19 protein-coding genes and 1 other RNA gene are annotated in these 24,863 nt (G+C 71.9%); 18 read left to right on the forward strand and 2 right to left on the reverse strand.

Going from position 1 to position 24,863, the window contains the following annotated elements:
• The first annotated feature begins 16 nt into the window (after nucleotides 1-16).
• The gene (gene smpB, locus ACH4MY_RS29320) at nucleotides 17-556 is read left to right on the forward strand and encodes an SsrA-binding protein SmpB (RefSeq protein WP_398006741.1); all 540 of its coding nucleotides are present in this window, start codon (nucleotides 17-19) and stop codon (nucleotides 554-556) included.
• Nucleotides 557-654: 98 nt separating this feature from the next.
• Nucleotides 655-1,047: a transfer-messenger RNA gene (gene ssrA, locus ACH4MY_RS29325) on the forward strand.
• 83 nt (nucleotides 1,048-1,130) lie between these two features.
• On the opposite strand, the gene ACH4MY_RS29330 is transcribed toward ssrA, so the two are convergent.
• Nucleotides 1,131-2,369 carry an MFS transporter gene (locus tag ACH4MY_RS29330; RefSeq protein WP_398006742.1) on the reverse strand — a complete coding sequence of 413 codons (1,239 nt, stop codon included), beginning with the start codon at nucleotides 2,367-2,369 and terminating at the stop codon, nucleotides 1,131-1,133.
• A 218-nt stretch (nucleotides 2,370-2,587) separates the two neighbouring features.
• On the opposite strand from ACH4MY_RS29330, the gene ACH4MY_RS29335 reads away from it, so the two are divergent.
• The 7 genes from ACH4MY_RS29335 (at nucleotide 2,588) to ACH4MY_RS29365 (ending at nucleotide 12,191) form a co-directional block, all read left to right on the forward strand.
• Complete coding sequence (locus ACH4MY_RS29335) at nucleotides 2,588-3,574, forward strand: LysR family transcriptional regulator (RefSeq protein WP_398006887.1); 987 nt, start codon at nucleotides 2,588-2,590, stop codon at nucleotides 3,572-3,574.
• 222 nt (nucleotides 3,575-3,796) lie between these two features.
• Nucleotides 3,797-5,155 carry a nitrate/nitrite transporter gene (locus ACH4MY_RS29340; protein WP_398006743.1) on the forward strand — a complete coding sequence of 453 codons (1,359 nt, stop codon included), beginning with the start codon at nucleotides 3,797-3,799 and terminating at the stop codon, nucleotides 5,153-5,155.
• Nucleotides 5,156-5,239: 84 nt separating this feature from the next.
• A complete protein-coding gene (locus ACH4MY_RS29345; protein WP_398006744.1) occupies nucleotides 5,240-6,376 on the forward strand; it encodes a uroporphyrinogen-III synthase in 1,137 nt (378 codons plus the stop codon).
• A gap of 412 nt (nucleotides 6,377-6,788) precedes the next feature.
• Nucleotides 6,789-7,355 (forward strand): GNAT family N-acetyltransferase, encoded by a 567-nt coding sequence (locus ACH4MY_RS29350; protein ID WP_398006745.1) that lies wholly within the window; start codon nucleotides 6,789-6,791, stop codon nucleotides 7,353-7,355.
• Between the two features lie 63 nt (nucleotides 7,356-7,418).
• Nucleotides 7,419-9,767 carry a HelD family protein gene (locus tag ACH4MY_RS29355; protein ID WP_398006746.1) on the forward strand — a complete coding sequence of 783 codons (2,349 nt, stop codon included), beginning with the start codon at nucleotides 7,419-7,421 and terminating at the stop codon, nucleotides 9,765-9,767.
• A 399-nt stretch (nucleotides 9,768-10,166) separates the two neighbouring features.
• On the forward strand, nucleotides 10,167-11,597 hold the full coding sequence (locus tag ACH4MY_RS29360) for an NAD-dependent malic enzyme (RefSeq protein WP_398006747.1): 1,431 nt from the start codon (nucleotides 10,167-10,169) through the stop codon (nucleotides 11,595-11,597).
• A 312-nt stretch (nucleotides 11,598-11,909) separates the two neighbouring features.
• Complete coding sequence (locus tag ACH4MY_RS29365; RefSeq protein WP_015033921.1) at nucleotides 11,910-12,191, forward strand: HU family DNA-binding protein; 282 nt, start codon at nucleotides 11,910-11,912, stop codon at nucleotides 12,189-12,191.
• Nucleotides 12,192-12,378: 187 nt separating this feature from the next.
• On the opposite strand, the gene murA is transcribed toward ACH4MY_RS29365, so the two are convergent.
• Complete coding sequence (gene murA / locus ACH4MY_RS29370; RefSeq protein WP_398006748.1) at nucleotides 12,379-13,719, reverse strand: UDP-N-acetylglucosamine 1-carboxyvinyltransferase; 1,341 nt, start codon at nucleotides 13,717-13,719, stop codon at nucleotides 12,379-12,381.
• Between the two features lie 300 nt (nucleotides 13,720-14,019).
• Here murA and ACH4MY_RS29375 point away from each other — a divergent pair, with 300 nt between their 5' ends.
• The 9 genes from ACH4MY_RS29375 to ACH4MY_RS29415 all read left to right on the forward strand — a co-directional run bounded on the left by ACH4MY_RS29375 (nucleotide 14,020) and on the right by ACH4MY_RS29415 (nucleotide 24,832).
• Nucleotides 14,020-14,580 (forward strand): YqgE/AlgH family protein, encoded by a 561-nt coding sequence (locus ACH4MY_RS29375; RefSeq protein WP_073913348.1) that lies wholly within the window; start codon nucleotides 14,020-14,022, stop codon nucleotides 14,578-14,580.
• Nucleotides 14,581-14,610: 30 nt separating this feature from the next.
• Nucleotides 14,611-14,898, forward strand: a complete 288-nt coding sequence (locus ACH4MY_RS29380) for a DUF3039 domain-containing protein (protein ID WP_024761666.1) — start codon at nucleotides 14,611-14,613, stop codon at nucleotides 14,896-14,898.
• Between the two features lie 271 nt (nucleotides 14,899-15,169).
• Complete coding sequence (locus ACH4MY_RS29385; protein WP_398006749.1) at nucleotides 15,170-16,486, forward strand: extracellular solute-binding protein; 1,317 nt, start codon at nucleotides 15,170-15,172, stop codon at nucleotides 16,484-16,486.
• A gap of 5 nt (nucleotides 16,487-16,491) precedes the next feature.
• Nucleotides 16,492-17,448 (forward strand): carbohydrate ABC transporter permease, encoded by a 957-nt coding sequence (locus ACH4MY_RS29390; RefSeq protein WP_398006750.1) that lies wholly within the window; start codon nucleotides 16,492-16,494, stop codon nucleotides 17,446-17,448.
• Nucleotides 17,445-18,284: a carbohydrate ABC transporter permease gene (locus ACH4MY_RS29395; RefSeq protein ID WP_398006751.1), complete on the forward strand. Its 840-nt coding sequence runs from the start codon at nucleotides 17,445-17,447 to the stop codon at nucleotides 18,282-18,284. The genes ACH4MY_RS29390 and ACH4MY_RS29395 overlap by 4 nt, the downstream gene beginning before the upstream one ends.
• Before the next feature lie 4 nt (nucleotides 18,285-18,288).
• Entirely contained in the window at nucleotides 18,289-19,923 is a 1,635-nt protein-coding gene (locus ACH4MY_RS29400; protein WP_398006752.1) for a beta-N-acetylhexosaminidase, read from the forward strand.
• A 225-nt stretch (nucleotides 19,924-20,148) separates the two neighbouring features.
• Entirely contained in the window at nucleotides 20,149-21,024 is an 876-nt protein-coding gene (locus ACH4MY_RS29405) for an FAD binding domain-containing protein (protein ID WP_398006753.1), read from the forward strand.
• Nucleotides 21,021-22,508, forward strand: coding sequence for a (2Fe-2S)-binding protein (locus tag ACH4MY_RS29410; protein WP_398006754.1), 1,488 nt, complete (start codon nucleotides 21,021-21,023; stop codon nucleotides 22,506-22,508). The genes ACH4MY_RS29405 and ACH4MY_RS29410 overlap by 4 nt, the downstream gene beginning before the upstream one ends.
• On the forward strand, nucleotides 22,505-24,832 hold the full coding sequence (locus tag ACH4MY_RS29415; protein ID WP_398006755.1) for a xanthine dehydrogenase family protein molybdopterin-binding subunit: 2,328 nt from the start codon (nucleotides 22,505-22,507) through the stop codon (nucleotides 24,830-24,832). Before ACH4MY_RS29410 ends, ACH4MY_RS29415 begins: the two co-directional genes overlap by 4 nt.
• The last annotated feature ends 31 nt before the right edge of the window (nucleotides 24,833-24,863 follow it).

Raw genomic sequence — 24,863 nt, forward strand, 5'->3', positions numbered from 1 at the left:
CGAAAATGACCCCACTATGGCAAAGGGACTCGTGAACGTGCAGGGCAAGCCTGCGAAGAAGAACCAGGACAAGGCGCCCGAGCGCAAGATCATCGCGCAGAACAAGAAGGTGCAACACGACTATCACATCGTCGACACCTACGAGTGCGGTCTGGTGCTCATGGGCACCGAGGTGAAGTCGCTGCGGATGGGCCGCGCCTCGCTCGTCGACGGCTTCGTGCAGATCGACAACCACGAGGCGTGGCTGCACAACATCCATGTGCCCGAGTACATGCAGGGCAGCTGGACCAACCACTCGGCGAAGCGGAAGCGCAAGCTGCTGCTGCACCGCGAGGAGATCGACAAGCTGGAGTCGAAGTCGCAGGAGACGGGTCACACGATCGTGCCCCTCGCCCTGTACTTCCTCAACGGCCGGGTCAAGGTCGAGATCGCGCTCGCCAAGGGCAAGAAGGAGTTCGACAAGCGGCAGACGCTGCGCGAGAAGCAGGACACCCGCGAGACCAACCGGGCCATCGCGGCGGCCAAGCGCAAGCAGCGGGCGGCCCAGGCCGGCTAGCGGCACGGCCGCGGGTAATACGCTGGCGACAGCCCCCGTCGGTCACGTACGATGGGTCACGCACCTCACAGCGGGTGCGACCTTTGAAAAAACAACATGGGGATGATCGGTTTCGACAGCGGATACCGATGCAGGGGAAGCGTGTCGAGGAAGCGGCAATGATCTCGTTAACCATATGTCGCAACCAATAATCGCCAACTCCAAGAGCGATAACTCCCGCTTCGCCCTCGCTGCCTAATTTTAGGTAACGACAAGAAGCCTCTGTGAGGAGCGTCAGCCCGGGGATGGTCCCGACCCGGATCCTGGCGTCATTTAGGGATCTAAACCTCTAGCCCCGGTCACGGGGGTTGGAGGGAAATCAAACAGTGACTGAGCCCGTCGGAGACTTGTCCGTGTGATCTCCGGGGCTGAGAAACTCGTAGCGGACTGCGCACGGAGAAGCCCTGTTTCCGTACCGTTGGACGCGGGTTCGATTCCCGCCATCTCCACCGAGCGTCCGAGGGGGCATGCCCCACCCGGACACCTCATCCCATGTGGGCAGAGGCCCGGCAGTCGTCAGACTGGCGGGCCTTTGTCATGCCCGGCCACCCACCCGGGCCGCCGAGCAGAGGACGAGCGCCAGGGACGCCGCGCCCGCCGGCACCAGGAAGCCGAAGGAGGCGAAGGGGGCGTGGTCGGCGGCCCAGCCGCCGGTGGCGGAGCCGGCCGCGATGCCGCCGAGGAGCGCGGTCACGGCCAGCGTCATGCCCTCGTTGAGCTGGGACGGCGGAGTCAGGCGCTGGACCAGGCCCATGCCCGTCACCAGCGTCGGCGCCGTCGCCATGCCCGCCACCAGAAGTCCGGCGGCGAGCGCCGGGAGGAAGCCGGCCGAGGCCCCGAGCAGCGGCAGCGTCATCAGGAGCGCCATCGCGGCCAGACAGGTGCGGAGCCGGGCGACGCGGCGGGCGCGGCCGTAGAGGAGGCCGGCCACGCAGGAGCCGGTGGCCTGGAGGGCGAGGACCGGGCCGGCGACGGGGCCGTCCACGTACGCCAGGGTCACCACCTCCATGGAGCCGAAGACCGCCCCGGTGGCGAGGAAGACCGCCAGGAGCGGGGCCATCCCGGGGACCCGCAGCGGGGAGCCCGCCGCGGTGCGGGGCGCGACCGGCGGTGCGGTGGAGCGCTGGGCGGCGAAGATCAGCACGCCGCTGAGGAAGAGGGCCGCGCCGACGAGGGTGCCCGCCTCGGGGAACAGGGTCGAGCAGAGCACCGCGGCGACGACCGGGCCGAGCATGAAGCAGAGTTCGTCGGTGGCCTGCTCGAGGGCGTTGGCGGTGTGCAGGGCGTCCCGGTCGCCCTTGAGGAGGTGGGCCCAGCGGGCGCGGGACATGCCGCCGGTGTTGGGGGCGGTGGCGCTGAGCGCCGTGGTGGCGAACAGGGCCCAGACGGGCGCCCGTTCGTGGACGCACAGCAGCAGGACGAGATGGCCGAGGACCGCGTGGACGGTGGCGGGGACGGCGATCCGCGCCTGGCCGTACCGGTCGACGAGCCGGGCGATCCAGGGGGCGGTGAGGGCTCCGGCGGCCATGCCGGTGGCGGTCACGCCGCCCGCGAGCGCGTACGAGCCGTACGCCCCCGCGATCATGATCACGGCGCTGACGCCGAACATGCCCATGGGCAGTCGGGCGATCAGATTGCCCACCGTGAAGGCGCGGGTGCCGGGGACGGTGAAGAGGCGGAGGTACGGGTTGCGGGGGGCGGTGGTCGCTCGCTCGCGGTAGCGAGGGGCGAGGGCCGGGCCCGCCGGGGTGAGGGTGAGGTCCGGTTGCGGCATGGCTCAAGGTTCGGGTGGGCGGGCCCAGTGGGTCCAACACCTGTTCGATGGCTATTCACGCATCTGTGTTGTTAAATGCGGCGGTGGTCCTCCCGGCATCCTCCCCTGATCCCTCCGTCCCCGACCCTTCCGCCCCCGCGGCCGTCCCCGCCTCTGCCGCCTCCTTCTCCTCCGCTTCCCCTCTCGTCTCCTCCGCCGCGCATGACGTCGACCCCCGGCTGCTGCGCGCCTTCACCGCCGTCGCCGAGGAACTGCACTTCACCCGCGCGGCCGCCCGCCTCTACGTCGCCCAGCAGGCCCTCAGCCGCGACATCCGGCGCCTGGAACGCGAGTTGGGCGCCGAGCTCTTCGTCCGGACCACCCGGCAGGTCGCCCTCACCCCGGACGGCGAGCGCCTTCTCCCGTACGCGCGAAGGGTGCTGGCCGCCCACGACGAACTGACCGAGGCCTTCCGCGCCGCGCCCCGCCCCCTCCTCGTCGACCTCAACAGCCCCGGCCTCGCCCCGGAGGAGGTCCTGCGCCGGGCCCGTGAACTCGCCCCGGACCAGGAGCTGATGGCCCGCTACGAGAGCGGACTCACCGGAGCCGTACGGGAGATCCTCGCCGGTCGGATCGACACCTCCTTCGGCCGGTACGGAGGACTCGACGCGGCGCTGCGGGCACGGCTCGACGTCCAGTTCGTGCGGTACGAGCGGATGGCCGTGATCCTTCCCGAGGACCACCCCCTCGCCGGACTGCCCGAGGTCCCCCTCGCGGCCCTCGCGGGGGAACGGGTCTACGCGGGCGCGGGGAACGACCGCACGCCCGAGTGGACCGACCTCGCCGCCCGGCTCTTCGCCGGACGGGGCATCGGGATCGCTGCGCCCGCGCCGCTCGCCGTCGGCAAGGAGGAGTTCCGCCGCATCATGGCCAAGCACCGCACCCCGGTGCTCGCCGTCGTCGACTTCCCGCCCATGCCCGACTGTGTGCTGCGGCCGCTCGTCGACCCCGTACCCCTGTCACCGGTGAGCCTCGTGTGGCGCAAGGGGCTGCGCCACCCCGGCCTGGACGCCTTGCGGGCCGCCGCCGCCGAGATCGGCGCCAGGAAGGGCTGGCAGAACCGCCCGGCCGGCTCCTGGCTGCCGGAGGACGAGCCGGGGCTGCCCGGGGGCCCGGGAGGCCCGGGAGGCCGGGGCGGGGCCGGTCAGGGCCCCAGCGGGGCCTGAGGCGGGCCTGAGCGGGCCCGAGGCAGGCCTGAGTGGCCCTGAGGGCCCAGAAGGGCGCGAGGGCGCTCGGCGGCGCTCACAGGACCTCCGCGCCCCGGGTGAGAGCAAGGTTCCGCTCCCGTCACCTCGCGGCACCAGGCTGAAACGCGGCCTCCCTAGCGTCGGAGGCAGGTGGACCGGGGCTGTGGACGCCCCAGGACCCGACACCCGCGGAGGTACGACATGGGCGGCGGCCGGTGGATCGAACAGTGGGAGCCGGAGGACGAGACCTTCTGGCGTGAGAAGGGGGAGCGGATCGCACGACGGAACCTGCTCTACTCCGTGCTCTCCGAGCACATCGGCTTCTCCATCTGGAGCCTCTGGTCGGTCATGGTCCTCTTCATGGGCCCGCAGTACGGCATCGACCCCGCCGGCAAGTTCTTCCTGATCGGAACCGCGACCTTCGTCGGCGCGCTGATCCGGATCCCGTACACCTTCGCCGTCGCCCGCTTCGGCGGCCGGAACTGGACCGTCTTCAGCGCCCTGCTGCTCCTGCTGCCCATCGGCTTCGCCTTCGCGGTGATGGAGCCCGGCACCTCGTACACCACCTTCGTCCTGGTGGCCGCGCTCACCGGCGTCGGCGGCGGCAACTTCGCCTCCTCCATGACCAACATCAACGCCTTCTTCCCGCTGCGGAAGAAGGGCTGGGCACTCGGCCTCAACGCGGGCGGCGGCAACATCGGCGTCCCCGTCGTCCAGCTCGTCGGCCTCCTCGTCATCGGCACCGCCGGAGCCGCACACCCCAGGATCGTGCTCGGCGTCTACCTGCCCCTGGTCGTGATCGCCGCCACGTGCGCCGCGCTCTTCATGGACAACCTCGCCCCCGTCAAGAACGACGCCGGGGCCGCGAAGGAAGCCGTGCGCGCCCGCCACACCTGGATCATGGCCTTCCTCTACATCGGCACCTTCGGCTCCTTCATCGGCTACAGCTTCGCCTTCGGACTCGTGCTCCAGACCCAGTTCGGACGCACCCCGCTCCAGGCCGCCTCGCTCACCTTCATCGGCCCTCTGCTCGGCTCGCTCATCCGGCCCGTCGGCGGCTCCCTCGCCGACCGGCACGGCGGCGCCCGCATCACCCTGGGGACCTTCGCCGCCATGGCCGCCGCGACCGGCGTGGTGATCTACGCCTCCGTGATCGAATCCCTCACCGTCTTCCTCGTCGGCTTCATCGGACTCTTCGTCCTCAGCGGCCTCGGCAACGGCTCCACCTACAAGATGATCCCGGCGATCTTCCTCGCCCAGGGGCACCGCGAGGGGCTCGCGGGAGAGACCGCCGAGGCCTACGGACGACGCCTCTCCGGGGCCGCCATGGGCCTCATCGGAGCGGTCGGCGCACTCGGCGGCCTCGGCATCAACCTCGCCTTCCGCCAGTCCTTCCAGACCTCCGGCACCGGCACCGCCGCCTTCGTGGCCTTCCTGGCCTTCTACGCCGCCTGCATGGTCGTCACCTGGGCGGTATACCTTCGGCGCCCCGCCGCGGTCCCCGCGACCGCCGAGGCCGTCACCGAGTCGGAGCCCCGGCCCGGCTACGCGAAGGTGTGATCCACCGTGCCCGGCGCGGACCGTAACGACCAGGAAATACGGGCGAACCGAGACTGTCACGCGTCCCCGTCAGGCTCAGGCACCATGGACGAGCAAGAACACGGCCCCCTCGCCGGCTTCACCGTCGGCGTCACCGCGGCGCGGCGCGCGGACGAACTCATCGCGCTGCTGCGCCGACGCGGCGCGGCTGTCGTCCACGGCCCCGCCCTGCGGATCGTGCCCCTCGCGGACGACACCGAACTCCTCGCCGCCACCAAGGAACTCATCGGCCACGCCCCGGACGTCGTCATCGCCACCACGGCGATCGGCTTCCGGGGCTGGGTCGAGGCCGCCGACGGCTGGGGACACGGCGAAGAGCTCCTCACCGTCCTCCGCGACGTCGAACTCCTCGCCCGGGGCCCCAAGGTCAAGGGAGCCGTACGGGCCGCCGGACTCACCGAATCCTGGTCGCCCAGCTCGGAATCCATGGCCGAGGTCCTCGACCGGCTCCTCGCCGAAGGAGTCGCCGGCCGCCGGATCGCCCTCCAGCTGCACGGCGAACCGCTGCCCGGCTTCGTCGAGGCGCTCACCGCCGGCGGCGCCGAGGTCGTCGGCGTCCCCGTCTACCGCTGGATGCCCCCCGAGGACATCGGCCCGCTCGACCGGCTCCTCGACGCGGCCCTCTCCGGCGGCCTCGACGCCGTCACCTTCACCAGCGCCCCCGCCGCGGCCTCCCTGCTCACCCGGGCCGAGGAGAAGGGCGTACGGGACCAGCTCGTCGCCGCACTGCGCCACGACGTCCTCGCGTTGTGCGTGGGCCCCGTGACGGCGCTGCCGCTCCAGGCCGAGGACATCGACACCTACCAGCCCGAGCGCTTCCGGCTCGGACCCCTCGTCCAACTGCTCTGCAGGGAACTGCCCGCCCGCGCACGCATCCTTCCCGTGGCCGGACACCGGATGGAGGTCCGCGGCCACGCCGTCCTCGTCGACGGCGTCCTGCGGCCCGTCCCGCCCGCCGGAATGGCCCTCCTGGCGCTCCTCGCCCGCCGCCCCGGCTGGGTCGTCTCCCGGGCCGACCTGCTGCGGGCGCTGCCCGGCGCGGGGCGGGACGAGCACGCGGTGGAGACGGCGATGGCCCGCCTCAGGGCGGCGCTCGGCACGCCCAAGCTGATCCAGACGGTGGTGAAGCGGGGGTATCGGCTGGCGCTGGATCCGGCGGCGGACGAGAAGTACGACGGCTAGGGGGCGGGGGGGGCATCGCCGTGGCCCCCACGTGCGGGCCCCGCACGGTGCGGGCCGGACCAGGCCACCGCTGCCGCCCGGCCCCCCGTGCGGGCACGCGGCCGCCGCCCGCCCCGCCACCGCCCGTGTGGGCATTCGTCCCGCTGGGGCGGGACGGGTGGGCACACGGGACGCGCGCTTGGCGGCGCGTCCGGCCCTTGTGCCTGGACCCGCACCAACAGTGCGGCGCATCAGGGGTGCGGGTTACGGCGCGGAAGCCTGGGCCCGGCAAGGGGCGACGTTCCGTTGTGCCCACCCGTTCCGCCCCAGCGGAACGAATGCCCACAACGCGAGGGTGGCCCACAACGAGGTGGGCAGCGCCCGCAACGCGTGGGCGACCCGCCCGTCCGGTGGGCGGCGGTAGCGTGCGGGGATGGTTGAGCCGATTCGTATCCGTTCCGCCGCTCCCGAGGACGCCACCGCCCTCGCCGCCGCGCTCGTGCGCAACCGGGCGTACATGCGGAACCGTGAGCCCTACCGGCCCGAGCGGTACTACACCGCCGAGGGGCAGGCCGAGCGGCTCGCGGACGGTGGGGTGCGGTTCTTCGCGGTGGCGCCGGAGCCCGGGGGCGGGACGGTCGTCGTCGGGGCCGCCACTCTCTCCGGGATCGCCCTGGGGCCCTTCCGCAGTGCCTCCCTGGGCTACTGGGTCGACCAGGGACACACCGGTCGCGGTCTGGCCACCGCGCTGGTCGAGGAGGCCTGCCGGGCCGCCCGCGAGGAGCTCGGGCTGCACCGGGTCGAGGCCGGGACCGTTCTCGACAACCACGCCTCCCAACGTGTGCTCGCCAAGAGCGGTTTCACCCGTATCGGGACCGCTCCCCGCTACCTCCACATCGACGGGGAGTGGCGCGATCACGACCTCTTCCAGCGTCTTCTCCACGACGACCCGCCGCCCGGCGTTCCGGACGCCGAATCCCCGTACGGTGATCTCGCCTGACACGGTGCCTTCCGGTGGCGTACGCTCGACGGCTGCCCAGTGCACGTCAGAAGGGGGCCTTAGGTGGCCGCGCAGGAAGCCGTGGACACGGTCAGAGACCGTGAGATCGGTGTCGAGCAGGAACATCTGGATCACGTCTACCGCCGACTGGAGGAGAAGATCCACGAGGCGGAGTTCCTGATGAACGACGCCGCCCAGCGGGGGCAGGTCGGCACGCCCGGCGCCCTCGCCGAGCGCGACGCCCAGGTCTTCCGGGCCGGCATCCACCTCAACAGGCTCAACAACGAGTTCGAGGACTTCCTCTTCGGCCGGATCGACCTTCTTCACGGGAAGGACGGGAAGAAGGGACCGGACGGGGCGTACACCTCGATCGAGCCCGCCGAGGACGCCGTACGTCCCGACAACACGGCCGAGATCGGCGAGACCCTCCACATCGGCCGGATCGGCGTCCTCGACTCCGACTACGCGCCGCTGGTGATCGACTGGCGCGCGCCCGCCGCCGCGCCGTTCTACCGGTCGACCCCGGTCGATCCGGGCCGGGTCGTGCGCCGGCGCGTCATCCGCTCCAAGGGCCGCAAGGTCCTCGGTGTCGAGGACGACCTGATGCGCCCCGAGCTGCAGGCCACCCTCGACGGGCGCGGACTGCCCGTCATCGGCGACGGCGCCCTTATGGCCGCCCTCGGCCAGGCCCGCAGCCACACGATGCGGGACATCGTCTCGTCCATCCAGGCGGAGCAGGACCTCGTCATCCGTGCTCCCGCCGCCTCCGTCACCTATGTGGAGGGCGGTCCCGGCACCGGCAAGACCGCCGTGGCCCTGCACCGGGCCGCGTACCTGCTCTACCAGGACCGGCGGCGGTACGCGGGCGGCATCCTGATCGTCTCCCCGACCCCGCTGCTCGTCTCGTACACCGAGGGCGTCCTGCCCTCGCTCGGCGAGGAGGGCCAGGTCGCGATCCGCGCGGTCGGTTCGCTGGTCGACGGCGCGGAGGCCACCGCGTACGACGATCCGGCCGTCGCCCGGATCAAGGGTTCCTCCCGCATGCTCCATGTGCTCCGCAAGGCCGCACGTGGCGCCCTGGAGACCCCGGCGCCCAGGGGCCAGGCGCAGCTCGCCCTGGGGGAGGACGACGAGGCGCCCGCGCCCACCGGCACCCCCACCCGCCTGCGGGTGGTCGCCTTCGGCCGCCGGCTGGAGCTGGAGGCCGAGGACCTGCGGCGCATCCGCCACAACGTCCTCGGCGGCACCGCGCCCGTCAACCTGCTCCGTCCGCGGGCCCGCCGGCTGCTCCTCGACGCGCTGTACTCCAAGTCGGGTGCGTCCGGCCGGCACAGCGACCCGGAGCTCGCCGCCGAACTGCGCTCCTCCTTCGACGAGGACGTCTCCACCGAGGACTCCTTCCTCACCTTCCTCGACGCCTGGTGGCCCGAGCTCACCCCGCGCGGGGTCCTGGGCGCGATGGCCGACGAGCGGCGGCTCGGCCGCTGGGCCCGCCGCATCCTGAATCCGGGCGAGGTGCGGCGGCTCGCCCGCTCGCTGCGCCGCGGGGACCTCTCCGTCCACGACGTGGCCCTCCTCGACGAGCTGGGGACCCTGCTCGGCGCCCCGGCCCGGCCGAGGAAGCGCCGGGAGTACGACCCGCTGGACCAGCTCACGGGTCTGGAGGAGCTCATGCCCACGCGGGAGGAGACGCAGCGCGAGCGGGCCGAGCGGCTCGCCGCCGAGCGCACCGAGTACGCGCATGTGATCGTCGACGAGGCGCAGGACCTCACGCCCATGCAGTGGCGGATGGTCGGGCGCCGCGGCCGGCACGCCACCTGGACGGTCGTCGGCGACCCGGCGCAGTCCTCCTGGTCGGATCCGGACGAGGCCGCCGAGGCCCGTGACGAGGCGCTCGGCTCCCGGCCGCGGCGCCGCTTCGAGCTGACCGTCAACTACCGGAACCCGGCGGAGATCGCGGAGCTCGCGGCCAAGGTGCTCGCCCTCGCCATGCCGGGCAAGGAGTCGCCGCGGGCCGTCCGATCGACGGGAGTCGAGCCCCGTTTCGTCCCGGTGCGGGAGACGGCGGGGAAGCCGGATCTGGCCGAAACCGTACGGTCCGAGGCGCGACTGCTCCTGGAGCGGGTCGAGGGCACGGTCGGTGTCGTCGTCGCCATGAACCGGCGTGCGGAGGCGGCCCGCTGGCTCGCCGAGCTGGGCGACCGGGTGGTGGCGCTGGGTTCCCTGGAGGCGAAGGGCCTGGAGTACGACGCCACGGTGGTCGTCTCGCCCGCGGAGATCGCGGACGAGTCCCCGGCCGGTCTGCGGGTGCTCTACGTGGCCCTGACGCGGGCGACGCAGCAGCTCACGGTGGTCGCGGCGGCGGCGGACATGCCGGACGAGGCGGGGGTTCCGGACCTGCTGAGGGACTGATCCGGGGGTGGCGCGGAGGGGGCCGGGGGCTGATTTCAGGTCAACCTGTGGCGCTGGAATCGCCGCACGGGGTCGTTTGTTAGCCTTGTCGTGGCACCGGCTCGATCCAAGCCCCCGGGCCCAACCTTCGTCCCTTTGAGGGACCACTTGCCGCGAGGCGAGCATGGCGGGTCGGTGCCACCTAGTGCATAGCTACGAAGTTGAGGTCCCCGTCACCCCTGGTGACGGGGACCTCTTCTGTTTCCCCGCCACTTCTCGTATGGTGGAAACTACTTTCCGAAAACAAAATGACCGCATTACCTGCTACCGGCAGGTAGGTGCGACCATCGGAGGGCGCCGCCAGGCAACCAGCCGGGGCGGCGTAGCAATGAAGCTCAGGGAAAGCAGAGGAACCCGGCCATGGCAACGGCGCCCAGCGTCTCGTACTCGATGACGGTCCGGCTGGAGGTTCCCGCGAGCGGAACCGCGGTCTCCCAGCTCACCACGGCGGTGGAGTCCCACGGCGGATCCGTCACCGGCCTCGACGTCACCGCTTCCGGCCACGAGAAGCTCCGCATCGACGTCACCATCGCCGCGACCTCCACCGCGCACGCCGACGAGATCGTCGAGCAGCTGCGCACCATCGAGGGCGTCGTCCTCGGCAAGGTCTCCGACCGTACGTTCCTGATGCACCTCGGCGGCAAGATCGAGATGGCGTCCAAGCACCCCATCCGCAACCGTGACGACCTCTCCATGATCTACACCCCGGGTGTCGCCCGCGTGTGCATGGCGATCGCCGAGAACCCCGAGGACGCCCGCCGCCTCACCATCAAGCGCAACTCCGTCGCGGTCGTCACCGACGGCTCCGCCGTCCTCGGCCTCGGCAACATCGGCCCGATGGCCTCCCTGCCCGTCATGGAGGGCAAGGCCGCCCTCTTCAAGCGCTTCGCCGGCATCGACGCCTGGCCGATCTGCCTCGACACGCAGGACACCGACGAGATCGTCGCGATCGTCAAGGCCATCGCCCCCGGCTTCGCGGGCATCAACCTGGAGGACATCTCGGCGCCGCGCTGCTTCGAGATCGAGGCCCGGCTGCGCGAGGCCCTGGACATCCCCGTCTTCCACGACGACCAGCACGGCACCGCCATCGTCGTCCTCGCCGCCCTCACCAACGCGCTGCGCGTGGTCAACAAGGGCATCGGCGACGTACGGGTCGTCATGTCCGGTGCCGGCGCCGCCGGTACGGCCATCCTGAAGCTGCTGATCGCGGCGGGCGTGAAGCACGCCGTGGTCGCCGACATCCACGGTGTCGTGCACGCGGGCCGCGAGGACCTCGTGGACGCCCCGGCCGACTCGCCGCTGCGCTGGATCGCCGACAACACCAACCCCGAGGGCGTCACCGGCACCCTCAAGCAGGCCGTGGCCGGCGCGGACGTCTTCATCGGCGTCTCCGCCCCCAACCTGCTCGGCGCGGAGGACGTCGCCGCCATGGCGGAGGGTTCGATCGTGTTCGCGCTCGCGAACCCCGACCCGGAGGTCGACCCGGCCGCCGCCCGTCAGACGGCCGCCGTCGTCGCCACCGGCCGCTCCGACTTCCCGAACCAGATCAACAACGTGCTGGTCTTCCCGGGTGTCTTCCGCGGTCTCCTCGACGCCCAGTCCCGTACGGTCAACACGGAGATGATGCTGGCGGCCGCCACGGCCCTCGCCGACGTCGTCACCGAGGACGAGCTGAACCCGAACTACATCATTCCGTCGGTCTTCAACGACAAGGTCGCGGGCGCGGTCGCGGGAGCGGTCCGCACCGCGGCGAAGGCCGCGGGCTCCGGCCCGGCGTCGACCGGGCGCTGACGGCGCGTCGCGATTCGCGGAGCCGTAAACCCGCCTTTAGGGTGGCTTTTCGGCTCCGCTTGGTTTTCGCGGAGTCGACAGAACGTCACCACCACGGGGCTCTGGCGCTTTTCGTGTGACCCCAGGGGGTGCCGGATTGGCGTTCCCGCCGCTGGTGGGGGCAGGATGCGTGTTTGGGCGCGAGGGTCTGTCATTAGACCCGGGTCCGGGGACTGTCCGAAGGCCCTGGCAGCATCGGCTTCGCTGTACCCAATCACGCGGCTTCCGCCGCGTGGCACGCCTCACAGGCAAGAAGAACACGGGAGTAACAACATGAACCGCAGTGAGCTGGTGGCCGCCCTGGCCGACCGCGCCGAGGTGACCCGCAAGGACGCCGACGCCGTGCTGGCCGCTCTCGCCGAGACCGTCGGTGAGGTCGTCGCCAAGGGCGACGAGAAGGTCACCATCCCCGGCTTCCTGACCTTCGAGCGCACCCACCGTGCCGCTCGCACCGCTCGCAACCCGCAGACCGGCGACCCGATCGACATCCCGGCCGGCTACAGCGTGAAGGTCTCCGCGGGCTCGAAGCTCAAGGAAGCCGCCAAGGGCAAGTAAGGCAGCCTAGAGGCGCAGAAAGGGCGGCCACCCTGTCAGGGGGTGGCCGCCCTTTCGTATGCCCGTCAGAAGCCCCTCAGGGCCCGTCGGGCCCTGAGGGGCCTCCGGCGCCCTCGGCGGGGGCGTACCCGCCTGGGGAGGAGGTGTACGCGCGCGTGGAGTCGCTCCACGCGCGCGTACCGCCCGCTCAGACCAGTGCGCTGCCCGGGAGCTCGACCTTGGCGCCGAGCTCGACGAGCTTCTCCATGAAGTTCTCGTAACCGCGGTTGATCAGCTCGATGCCGTGCACCCGGGAGGTGCCCTGGGCCGCGAGCGCCGCGATCAGGTACGAGAAGCCGCCGCGCAGGTCGGGGATGACCAGGTCGGCGCCCTGGAGCTTCGTCGGGCCGGACACGACCGCCGAGTGCAGGAAGTTGCGCTGGCCGAAGCGGCAGTCGGAGCCGCCGAGGCACTCGCGGTACAGCTGGATGTGAGCGCCCATCTGGTTGAGCGCGGAGGTGAAGCCGAGCCGCGACTCGTACACCGTCTCGTGGACGATGGAGAGGCCGGAGGCCTGCGTCAGGGCGACGACCAGCGGCTGCTGCCAGTCCGTCTGGAAGCCCGGGTGCACGTCCGTCTCCAGGTGGATCGCGTTGAGCGAGCCGCCCGGGTGCCAGAAGCGGATGCCCTCGTCGTCGATCTCGAAGGCGCCACCCACCTTCCGGTAGGTGTTGAGGAAGGTCATCATCGAGCGCTGCTGGGCGCCGCGCACGTAGATGTTGCCCTCGGTGGCGAGCGCCGCGGACGCCCAGGAGGCCGCCTCGAGGCGGTCCGGGAGGGCGCGGTGGGTGTAGCCGTCGAGACGGTCGACACCGGTGATCCGGATGGTCCGGTCGGTGTCCATGGAGATGATCGCGCCCATTTTCTGCAGGACGCAGATCAGGTCCTCGATCTCGGGCTCCACCGCGGCGTTCGACAGCTCGGTGACGCCCTCGGCGAGCACCGCCGTGAGCAGCACCTGCTCGGTCGAGCCGACCGAGGGGTACGGCAGGCGGATCCTGCACCCGCGAAGGCGCTGCGGGGCCTCCAGGTACTGGCCGCCCTCCCGCTTCTCGATGGTGGCGCCGAACTGGCGCAGCACGTCGAAGTGGAAGTCGATGGGCCGGCCGCCGATGTCGCAGCCGCCCAGGCCCGGGATGAAGGCGTGGCCGAGGCGGTGCAGCAGCGGGCCGCAGAAGAGGATCGGGATGCGGGACGAACCGGCGTGGGCATCGATGTCGGCGACGTTCGCCGACTCGACGTGCGTCGGGTCGAGGACGAGCTCGCCGGGCTCCTCGCCCGGACGGACCGTCACCCCGTGCAGCTGGAGCAGTCCGCGGACGACGCGGACGTCACGGATGTCGGGCACATTGCGCAGGCGGCTCGGGCCGCTGCCGAGCAGTGCGGCGACCATCGCCTTGGGCACGAGGTTCTTCGCGCCGCGGACGCGGATCTCGCCCTCCAGCGGGGTTCCGCCGTGGACAAGCAGGACATCGTCTGTGCCGGTCATGAATCTCGCGTTCCGGAGTGGGGTCGGTCGGGTGGCCAGTGAAAAGGGTAAGGGGCCATGAGACCTCTCTTGGGTGCCTCGGGGGGCCTGGCAGATGTAATGAATTCGGCACAACACCCTCTGTTCCCGTGATCTTGCGGAGTGTCACCGTCCACTTCCCTCGCCGAGACGGCCCTTGGCCCCCTCTCCGTCGCGGCGGTCACCGATCTGATCTGCGGTGGTCGGCGACTTCCCGCCATCGGCCCGTCCGTCCCGTCCGACGCCCCCCGCGAACGCCGAAGATGCGGGATCATGTGTCGCATGACCGAGGTGTCCTCGCTCACAGGACGGCTGCTCGTCGCCACCCCCGCGCTGGCGGACCCGAATTTCGACCGCGCGGTGGTGCTCCTGCTCGACCACGACGACGAGGGCTCCCTCGGCGTGGTCCTCAACCGGCCGACCCCCGTGACCGTCGGCGACATCCTCGCCCCCTGGGCCGGACTCGCCGGCGAACCCGGAGTCGTCTTCCAGGGCGGCCCCGTCTCGCTCGACGCGGCCCTCGGCGTCGCCGTGATCCCCGGCGACGAGGGCCCCCTCGGCTGGCGGCGGGTGTACGGGGCGATCGGCCTCGTCGATCTGGAGACCCCGCCCGAGCTGCTCGGACCCGCCCTCGGCTCGCTGCGGATCTTCGCCGGATACGCGGGCTGGGGCCCCGGCCAGCTGGAGACCGAGCTCGGCGACGGTGCCTGGTACGTGGTCGAGTCGGAGCCCGGCGACGTCTCCTCGCCGCAGCCCGAGACGCTCTGGCGGCAGGTGCTCCGACGGCAGCGCGGCGACCTCGCGATGATCGCGACCTACCCCGACGACCCGTCCCTCAACTGAGGGCCCCGGCTTTCAGTACCCTTGGCGGTTATGAGCACTCTCGAGCCCGAGCGCGGGGCAGGTACGGGAACCCTCGTCGAGCCGACGCCGCAGGTGTCCCACGGTGACGGCGACCACGAGCGCTACGCCCATTACGTCCAGAAGGACAAGATCATGGCGAGCGCTCTCGACGGCACTCCCGTCGTGGCGCTGTGCGGCAAGGTCTGGGTACCGGGGCGCGACCCGAAGAAGTACCCCGTCTGTCCGATGTGCAAGGAGATCTACGAATCCATGGGCGCCGGCGGTGGCGACAAGGACAAGGGCGGCAAGGACAAGTAGCGGTGTCCTGACGCCGGGGAACGTCCTGGCGCGGGGGAATGACGGCGACGGCCCCCGTCGCGTGTGCTTCGGCATGCGCGACGGGGGCCGTTTCGCGTGGTGGGGGTCTTCCGGCGGGCGTTGCGCAGGGTGCTTTCGCCGGTCACGGAGTGGTTGAGGTGGTCGAGACCTCTTGTCGGGCCGCCTGAGGCGCGCCTAACCTCTCGCGTGTTGTGCAGAACGAAACGTTCATTGCACATGTTGCAACGCATGCACCTGGAGGGGATCCGTCATGAAGCTTCCTGCCCGTGTCTCGGCCCGCGTCACCGCCCCGGCCGCCGCACTCCTGCTGGCCGGCCTGACCGCCACGGCCTGCGCGCCCCAGACCTCCGACGGCAAGGCCACGACGGACGAGAAGACCGGCACCCTTCGTGTCTGGCTCTTCCAGGAGGTGAGCAACAAGCCCAAGGAACAGGTCGTCGAGCAGGCCGTCGCCGCCTTCGAGAAGAAGCACCAGGGCGCGAAGGTCGAGGTCGAGTACATCCCCGTCGAGACCCGCGCCCAGCGCGTCAAGGCCGCCTTCAACGACCCCAGGTCGGCGCCCGACCTCATCGAGTACGGCAACACCGACACCGCCGGATACGTGAAGGACGGCGGACTCGCCGACATCAGCGCCGAGTTCGGCGCCTGGGACGAGGCCAAGGACACCGACCCCACCGCGAAGCAGTCCGTCACCGTCGGCGGCAAGATCTACGGCGCCCCGCTCTTCGTCGGCCTCCGCGCCCTCTACTACCGCACCGACGTGTTCAAGGAACTCGGCCTCACCGCCCCCAAGAGCCAGGCCGAACTCGTCTCCACCGCGAAGAAGATCCGCAAGGCGAAGCCCGAGCTCTACGGCCTCGCCGTCGGCGGCGCCTACACCTACGGCGCCATGCCCTTCGTATGGGCGGCGGGCGGCGAACTCGCCACCGTGAACGGCGACTCGTACACGTCGGCCATCAACAGCGAGGCCGCCCTCAAGGGCATCACCACCTACACCTCGCTCTTCGGCGACGACAACTGCCCCGCCGCCAAGTGCGCCCAGATGGGCGGCAACGCGACCGTCACCGCCTTCGCCTCCGGCAAGGCCGCCATGGCCATCGGCGGCGACTTCAGCCACGCCGCCGTCGAGGCCGGCACCGTGAAGGGCAAGTACGCCGTCGTCCCGCTGCCCGGCCTCACGCCCGGCTCCATCGCCCCGGCCTTCGCCGGCGGCAACAACATCGGCGTCCTCAAGAGCACCTCGCACCGCACCCTCGCCGTCGACCTCCTCAAGTCCCTGACCGGCAAGGAGACCCAGGGCCGGCTCTTCGACGCACTGGGCTTCCTGCCCACGTACACCGACGTCCGGGCCGCGGCGGCACAGCGGCAGCCCTTCGTGAAGCCCTTCATCGACACCCTCGGCGCGGGCACCAAGTTCGTCCCCGCGTCCCCCGGCTGGGGCCAGATCGACGCCTCCCTCGTCCTGCCGACGATGTTCCAGGAGGTCGTCAGCGGCCGTAAGGACGTCAAGGCGGCGGCCGACGACGCCGCGAAGAAGATGGACGCGGCCTTCGCGCCGGCGGGCTGAGACGCATGACGACCCAGCTCACCGAGAAGCGGCCGGACACGACCGCGCCCCCGGCCCCCCGGCCGGCCCGGCGCGGCGGCCCCAGAGGCCACCGCCCCTGGACCCCCTGGCTCTACCTCCTGCCCGCCCTCGTCGTCCTCGGCGGACTCCTCGTCTACCCCGTCTACCAGCTGGGCCTGATCTCCTTCCTGGAGTACACCCAGGCCCAGGTCAGCGGCGGCGAACCGACCTCCTTCAAGGGCTTCGGCAACTACACGACCCTCTTCGCCGACCCCCAGTTCTGGCAGGTCCTCCTCGCCACCGTCCTCTTCGCCGCCGCCTGCGTCGTCACCACGCTCGCCGTCGGCTGCGCCCTCGCCGTACTCCTCACCCGGGTCCGGGCGCTGCCCCGGTTCGTCCTGATGGTGGCCGCGCTCGGCGCCTGGGCCACCCCCGCGATCACCGGCTCCACGGTGTGGGTCTTCCTCTTCGACGCCGACTTCGGCCCCGTCAACAAGCTGCTCGGACTCGGCGACTTCTCCTGGACCTACGGCAGGTACAGCGCCTTCGCCCTGGTCCTCCTCGAAGTCGTCTGGTGTTCCTTCCCGTTCGTGATGGTCACCGTCTACGCCGGTATCAAGGCCATCCCGTCCGAGGTCCTGGAGGCCGCCGCCCTCGACGGTGCCTCGCAGTGGCGGATCTGGCGCTCGGTCATGGCGCCGATGCTCCGGCCGATCCTGGTCGTCGTCACCATCCAGTCGATCATCTGGGACTTCAAGCTCTTCACCCAGATCTACGTGATGACGAACGGCGGCGGCATCGCCGGCCAGAACCTCGTCCTCAACGTGTACGCCTACCAGAAGGCCTTCGCCTCGTCCCAGTACAGCCTGGGCTCGGCCATCGGCGTCGTCATGCTGCTCATCCTGCTGGCCGTGACGCTCGTCTACCTGCGCCTCCTGCGACGCCAGGGAGAAGAACTGTGACCGCATTCCGTGTCCGCCGGCCCGGGCGCCTCGCCGCCGAGGCCGTCACCCTGCTCGTCGCGGCCGCCGTCGCCTTCCCGCTGTACTGGATGGTCCTCTCCGCCTTCAAGCCGGCGGGCGAGATCCAGTCCACCGACCCCCGGCCGTGGACCCTCTCCCCGTCCCTCGACTCCTTCCGGCGCGTCTTCGAGCAGCAGGAGTTCGGCCGCTACTTCCTGAACTCGCTGATCGTGGCGGGCACGGTCGTCCTCGCCTCCGCGCTCATCGCCTTCCTGGCGGCGACGGCCGTCACCCGGTTCCGCTTCAAGTTCCGGACGACGCTCCTCATCATGTTCCTGGTCGCCCAGATGGTGCCGGTGGAGGCCCTGACCATCCCGCTGTTCTTCCTCATGCGGGACGCCGGACAGCTCAACACCCTCGGCTCGCTGATCCTGCCGCACATCGCCTTCTCGCTGCCCTTCGCGATCTGGATGCTGCGCGGCTTCGTCAAGGCGGTCCCCGAGGCCCTGGAGGAACAGGCCCAGGTCGACGGAGCGAGCCGGACCCGCTTCCTGTGGCAGATCCTCTTCCCGCTGGTCTTCCCCGGACTCGTCGCGACCAGCGTCTTCTCGTTCATCTCCACCTGGAACGACTTCCTCTTCGCGAAGTCGTTCATCATCAGCGACACCTCGCAGTCCACCCTCCCCATGGCCCTGCTCGTCTTCTTCAAGCCGGACGAGAACGACTGGGGAGGCATCATGGCCGGCTCGACGGTGATGACCGTCCCGGTGCTCGTCTTCTTCGTACTCGTACAGCGCCGCCTGGTCTCCGGACTGGGCGGGGCGGTGAAGGACTGACGCGATGACCCACCCCATGGACCTGATCCCGGCCCCCGCGCGCGTGGAGGGGCCGCACCGCAGCGGCTTCACCCTGGACCGGCGGACGACGCTCAGCGCCGCCACCGGCACCGGGACCACCGCACGCTGGCTGCGGGACACGCTCGGCGCCGCCTTCGGGCTGCCCCTGCGCGAGACGACCGACGAGAAGGCCACCAACACCGTCAGGCTGCGCCTCGACGACGGCTTCGCCCCCGAGGCGTACCGGCTCGACGTCCTGATCGACGAGGTCGTCGAGATCACCGGCGGCGGACCGGCCGGCGTCTTCTGGGGAGCCCAGACCCTCCGCCAGCTCCTCGGCCCCGAGGCCTTCCGCGCGGCGCCCGTGAGCGAGGGGGCGGTCGCGGGCCTGCCGGCGCAGAGGATCGAGGACGCCCCCCGCTTCGGCTGGCGCGGTCTCATGCTCGACGTCTCGCGGCACTTCATGCCCAAGGAGGACGTCCTGCGCTACCTCGACCTGCTCGCCGCCCACAAGCTCAACGTCTTCCACTTCCACCTCACCGACGACCAGGGCTGGCGCATCGAGATCAAGCGCCACCCCAAGCTCACCGAGACCGGATCCTGGCGGGCCCGCAGCAAGTGGGGCCACCGGGCCTCGCCCCTCTGGGACGACACCCCGCACGGCGGGTTCTACACCCAGGACGACATCCGCGAGATCGTCGCCTACGCCGCCGACCGGCACATCACCGTCGTCCCCGAGATCGACCTCCCCGGCCACTCGCAGGCCGCCATCTCCGCGTACCCCGAACTCGGCAACACCGACGTCGTCGACACCGCAGCCCTCACCGTCTGGGACACCTGGGGCGTCAACCCGAACGTCCTCGCCCCCACCGAAGCGGTCCTGCGCTTCTACGAGGGCGTCTTCGAGGAGGTCCTCGACCTCTTCCCGTCCACCTTCGTCCACGTCGGCGGCGACGAGTGCCCCAAGGACCAGTGGAAGGCCTCCCCGGCCGCCCAGGCCCGGATCGAGGAGCTCGGGCTCGCCGACGAGGACGAGCTCCAGTCCTGGTTCATCCGCCACTTCGACCGCTGGCTCGCCGCCCGCGGACGGCGGCTCATCGGCTGGGACGAGATCCTGGAGGGCGGCCTCGCCGACGGGGCGGCCGTGTCGTCCTGGCGGGGGTACGGAGGCGGGATCGCGGCCGCCGAGGCCGGCCACGACGTCGTCATGTGCCCCGAACAGCAGGTGTACCTGGACCACCGTCAGGCGCCGGGCGAGGACGAGCCGATGCCCATCGGATACGTCCGCACCCTGGAGGACGTCTACCGCTTCGAGCCCGTGCCGCCGGGCCTCGCGCCGGAGGCCGCCGCCCACATCCTGGGAACCCAGGCCAACGTCTGGACCGAGGTCATGCAGAACCGGTCCCGCGTCGACTACCAGGTCTTCCCCCGCCTCGCCGCCTTCGCCGAGGTCGCCTGGTCCGCGCTGCCCGCGCCCGAGGCGCGCGACTACCCGGCCTTCGAACGCCGGATGCACACCCACTACCGGCGCCTCGACGCCCTCGGCGTCGACTACCGGCCGCCCGCCGGACCCCACCCCCGGCAGCGCCGCCCCGGCATCCTCGGCCGCCCCCTGGACGGCAAGCCCCCGATCGTGTGAGAGACCCGACGTCCCCCTTCACCCAAGAGCGGCGAAACGGAAGTTACCGTCGCTCGTCGGGGCGTCCCGGACGGAACAGTCCTTCGCGGACCCTCGCGCCGGACCGCTCGGAAGATGTGCCAGAGTTGCCACGTCCGGCCTGTGAGCACGTACGGTACGCCCACACGCAGGCGCGACCGCCGGGCACAGTCGGGGACCACCGGGACACCGGGAAGGGGCAGCGGGTTGACCACGCACGCACCACAGACGGCGCAGTCCGTGACGCTGCCCGCCTCGCTCGACGAGGCCGTGGCGGCGCTCACGGCCATGCCGGCCGCCGTGCCCGTCGCCGGCGGCACGGACCTGATGGCCGCCGTCAACAAAGGTCAGCTCCGCCCCGCCGGACTCGTCGGCCTGAGCCGCATCAACGAGATCCGCGGCTGGCAGTACCAGGACGGCCACGCCCTCCTCGGCGCCGGCCTCACCCACGCCCGGATGGGCCGCCCCGACTTCGCCGCCCTCATCCCGGCCCTCGCCGCCGCCTCCCGCGCCGCGGGACCGCCCCAGATCCGCAACGCGGGCACCCTCGGCGGCAACGTCGTCACCGCCGCGCCCACCGGCGACTCGCTGCCCGTCCTCGCCGCCCTCGAGGCCGACCTGGTCGTCCTCGGGCCGCTCGGCAGCCGCGAGATCCCCGTCTCCCACCTGCTGGCGGGACGGGACCTGCTGGCCCCCGGCGAGCTCGTCGCCTTCGTCCGCGTCCCGCTGCTCCACGCCCCCCAGGTCTTCCTCAAGGCCACCGGCCGCACCGGCCCGGCCCGCGCCACCGCCTCCGTCGCCGTGGTCCTCGACCCGGCCCGGCGCGGTGTCCGCTGCGCGGTCGGCGCCGTCGCGCCCATGCCGCTGCGGCCGCTGGAGGCGGAGCGCTGGATCGCCTCGCTGGTGGACTGGGACAACGACCGGGGGCTCGCCCCGGAGGCGCTCGCGGCGTTCGGCGAGTACGTCGCCGCCGCCTGCATCCCGGACCCGGCGGGCGACGAGGTGTTGCCCCCGGCTGTACTGCACCTGCGGCGCACGGTCGCCGCACTCGCCCGACGGGCACTGGGGAGGGCACTGTCGTGAGCAGCAACGAACAGCACGGGAACCAGGGCGGGAGCCCCGGCGGCTGGGAGCCGATCCCGCAGAGCGAGGGCTACGACGGGGACGCGACCGCGTTCGTCCAGCTGCCGCCCGACTTCATGCTGGACGGAGTGCCCCTCGAGGCGCCCGGCCACGGCTACGTACCGCCGATGATCACGCCGCTCCAGCCGCTCACCCCGACGGCGGCGACCGACCCGGCGGCGACGGGCTCGTGGAACGTCCACCTGCCGACGCAGGCGGAGCAGACGCAGTACTTCGACGGGGCGGAGTACGCGGAGCGGGGCGGGTCCTTCCAGCCGGCCGAGCAGTTCCGGCAGCAGAGCGAGTACGCGGACCAGAACGAGTACGTCGAGCAGGGCGAGTACGTCGAGCAGCCCGGGCACTTCGACCGGGCCGGGCACTTCGAGCGGCCCGGTCACGCCGAGCACCCCGGGCACCCCGGGCACGCCGAGCACTTCGACCAGGACCCGCAGGCGACCGCGGAGTGGCGCTTCACGGAGGTGACGGCGCCCGCCGCCGGCCCCGGCGCCACAGGACAGTGGGAGATTCCGGCCGTACCGGACACGGCTGAGGCGGCCGACGCGGGGGAGTACACGGGCGCACCCGTCACCCCGTACGCCGAGGCCCCGGCGACCCTGCCCGGCGGCGCCCCGGCGCCGTGGGCGCTCGCCGAGGAGCCGGAGGCCGCGACGGAGGCCGTCGCCGCCGACGAGACCGCAGACACCGCCGACGCGGCCGCGGCCGGCCCGGAGGAGGAGCCGGAGGCCGCCGCCGACGAGGCGGACCGGGGCACGCCCGGCGAGCCGGGCACGGACGGCGAGCCGCTCGCGCCCGAGGAGCCCACCGACGCCGGCCTCGACCCGGCCCTCGGCGCGAGCGTCGCCGCCTCCACCGACAGCGACGAGCACCCCCACACCTCGTACACCCTCCGCGTCAACGGCGCCGACCGGCCCGTCACCGGGTCCTGGATCGGCGAGTCGCTGCTCTACGTCCTGCGGGAGCGCCTCGGCCTCGCCGGGGCCAAGGACGGCTGCTCGCAGGGCGAGTGCGGCGCGTGCAACGTGCAGGTCGACGGCCGGCTCGTCGCCTCCTGCCTGGTTCCCGCGGCCACCGCCGCCGGGAGCGAGGTGCGGACGGTCGAGGGCCTCGCGGCCGACGGGGAGCCCTCCGACGTGCAGCGGGCCATGGCCAAGTGCGGCACCGTCCAGTGCGGCTTCTGCATCCCCGGCATGTGCATGACCGTGCACGACCTCCTGGAGGGCAACCACGCCCCCACCGAGCTGGAGGCCCGCCAGGCGCTCGCCGGCAACCTGTGCCGCTGCTCGGGCTACCGGGGCGTGCTCGACGCCGTACGGGACGTCGTCGCCGAGCGCGAGGCGAGCGCCGCGGCCACCGCGTCCGCGGCCGCCGACGAGCCCCGTGTCCCGCACCAGATTCCCCACCCGCACGACGGAGGCATGGCGTGAGCAGCGACGCGACCACCGCCGTTCCCACGGCCCCGGTCCTGGACACCCCCGGGACCCCGGGCCAGGAGCCGCCCGCGCACGGCCTCGGCGCCTCGCTCCCGCAGGCCGAGTCCAGGGCGAAGACCGAGGGCACCTTCCCCTACGCCTCCGACCTGTGGGCCGAGGGACTGCTCTGGGCCGCGATCCTGCGCTCCCCGCACCCGCACGCCCGCATCGTCTCCGTCGACACCAGCGCCGCGACCGCCATGCCGGGCGTCCGCGCCGTGGTGACGGCCGCCGACGTCCCCGGCGCCGCGACCTACGGCCGACGGGTCGCCGACCGGCCGGTCTTCGCCGCCGACCTGGTCCGGCACCACGGCGAGGCCATCGCCGCCATCGCCGCCGACCACCCCGACACGGCCCGGCTCGCCGCCGCCGCGATCAGCGTCGAGTACGAGCTCCTCGACCCGGTCACCGACCCCGAGAAGGCGTTCGAGGCCGAGGCGCTGCACCCCGACGGGAACCTGATCCGGCACATTCCGCTCCGCTTCGGCGACCCGGACGCCACCGGCGAGATCGTCGTCGAGGGGCTGTACCGGATCGGACGCCAGGACCCGGCACCGATCGGCGCCGAGGCCGGCCTCGCCGTACCCCGGCCCGACGGCGGCGTCGAGCTCTACACCGCCTCCACCGACCCGCACACCGACCGCGACCTGGCCGCCGCCTGCTTCGGGCTGCCGCCCGAGCAGGTCAAGCTGGTCGTCACCGGAGTCCCCGGCGCCACCGGCGACCGCGAGGACCCGGGCTTCCAGATCCCGCTGGGCCTCCTCGCACTGCGTACCGGCTGCCCGGTCAAGCTCACCGCCACGCGCGAGGAATCCTTCCTCGGCCACGCCCACCGCCACCCCACCCTGCTGCGCTACCGCCACCACGCGGACGCGGAAGGACACCTGGTGAAGGTGGAGGCGCAGATCCTGCTCGACGCGGGCGCCTACGCCGACTCCTCGTCCGAGTCCCTCGCGGCCGCCGTGGCCTTCGCCTGCGGCCCGTACGTCGTCCCGCACGCCTTCGTCGAAGGCTGGGCGGTCCGTACGAACAACCCGCCGTCCGGCCATGTGCGGGGCGAGGGCGCGATGCAGGTCTGTGCCGCCTACGAGGCGCAGATGGACAAACTGGCGGCGAAGCTGGGTGTCGACCCGGCCGAGCTGCGCATGCGGAACGTCATGGCGACCGGCGACATCCTGCCCACCGGGCAGACGGTGACCTGCCCGGCCCCAGTGGCCGAACTCCTCGCCGCCGTACGGGACTTCCCGCTGCCCCCGCTGCCCAAGGACACCCCCGAGGGCGAGTGGCTGCTGCCCGGCGGCCCCGAGGGCGCCGGCGAACCCGGCGCGGTCCGGCGGGGCGTGGGCTACGCGCTCGGCATGGTGCACATGCTGGGCGCCGAGGGCACCGACGAGGTCTCCACGGCCACCGTCCGCGTCCAGGACGGCACCGCCACGGTCATCTGCTCCGCCGTGGACACCGGTTCCGGCTTCTCGACCCTCGCCCGCCAGATCGTCCAGGACACCCTCGGCATCGACGAGGTCCACGTCGCCCCCGTCGACACCGACCAGCCGCCGGCCGGCCCGGCCGCCCACGGCCGCCACACCTGGGTCTCGGGCGGGGCGGTGGAACGGGCCGCGAAGATGGTCCGTACACAGCTTCTCCAGCCGCTGGCCCACCAGTTCGGCATGTCGACGGAGCTCCTCCAGATCACCGACGGCAAGATCACCTCGTACGACGGCGTCCTCTCGACGACGGTCACCGAGGCGATGGACGGCAAGGAACTCTGGGCCACCGCCCAGTGCCGCCCCCACCCCACCGAGCCGCTCGACGAGGCCGGCCAGGGCGACGCGTTCGTCGGCCTCGCGTTCTGCGCGATCCGCGCGGTCGTCGACGTGGACATCGAACTCGGCGCCGTACGCGTCGTGGAGATGGCCGTCGCCCAGGACGTCGGCCGCGTCCTCAACCCCGCCCAGCTCGCCACCCGCATCGAGGCGGGCGTCACCCAGGGCGTCGGCGCGGCCCTCACGGAGAACCTCCGCACCGCCCGCGGCCTGGTCCGGCACCCCGACTTCACGGGCTACGCACTCCCGACATCCCTGGATGCCCCGGACATTCGCATCGTGAAACTGGTCGAGGAACGCGATGTCGTCGCCCCCTTCGGCGCCAAGGCCGCGAGCGCGATCCCGGTCGTCACCTCACCCGCCGCAGTGGCCTCAGCGGTGCGCGCGGCGACCGGACGCCCGGTCAACCGCCTCCCGATCCGCCCCCAGGCGGCCGTCGCCGTGCCCAATTCGTAACCATGTGATGTCCGTTGCTTGTGCAACCCGG

Origin of the sequence: Streptomyces sp. NPDC017246, assembly GCF_044331325.1 — a bacterium.
Lineage (GTDB): Bacteria > Actinomycetota > Actinomycetes > Streptomycetales > Streptomycetaceae > Streptomyces.